Below are 488 nucleotides of genomic sequence, written 5' to 3' on the forward strand. Positions count from 1 at the left end.
GCAGACGTCCTCATGGTCTCTCTTCACAAGAGAGTGTGTAGAACCCTTTCAACGGAAGGAGAGCAAATGAACGCAGCAGCATTGGCGTGTGCACCTTCCGGCACGTCGTGGAACGGCATCAATTGGGCCGACGCTCAACGTCGAGTAAGAGGGCTGCAAGCGCGTATTGTGAAGGCTGTACAAGAAGGCAGGCATAACAAAGCGAAAGCCCTGCAATGGCTGCTGACTCACTCGTTCAGCGGCAAAGTATTGGCCGTGAAATGGGTGTCTGAAAACAAAGGCAAAAACACCCCCGGTGTGGACAAGGTCACTTGGAATACACCAGGGGCCAAGATCGGTGCGATAGCGTCATTGAAGCGGCGAGGCCACTCGCCGCTTCCGCTTCGGAGAGTGCTTATTCCGAAGAAAAACGGCAAGACGAGACCTCTCGGAATTCCCGCGATGAAATGCCGGGCCATGCAGGCGCTTCATTTGCTGGCTCTGGAACC

1 protein-coding gene is annotated in these 488 nt (G+C 55.1%); it reads left to right on the top strand.

The window, feature by feature from the left end; genetic code table 11:
- Window positions 1–66: 66 nt before the first annotated feature.
- Window positions 67–488 (top strand): reverse transcriptase N-terminal domain-containing protein (locus tag E3W21_RS28775; protein ID WP_178084158.1); only part of this gene is annotated, 422 nt, incomplete at its 3' end.

Source organism: Pseudomonas sp. F01002 (assembly GCF_004402115.1).
GTDB lineage: Bacteria > Pseudomonadota > Gammaproteobacteria > Pseudomonadales > Pseudomonadaceae > Aquipseudomonas > Aquipseudomonas frigoris.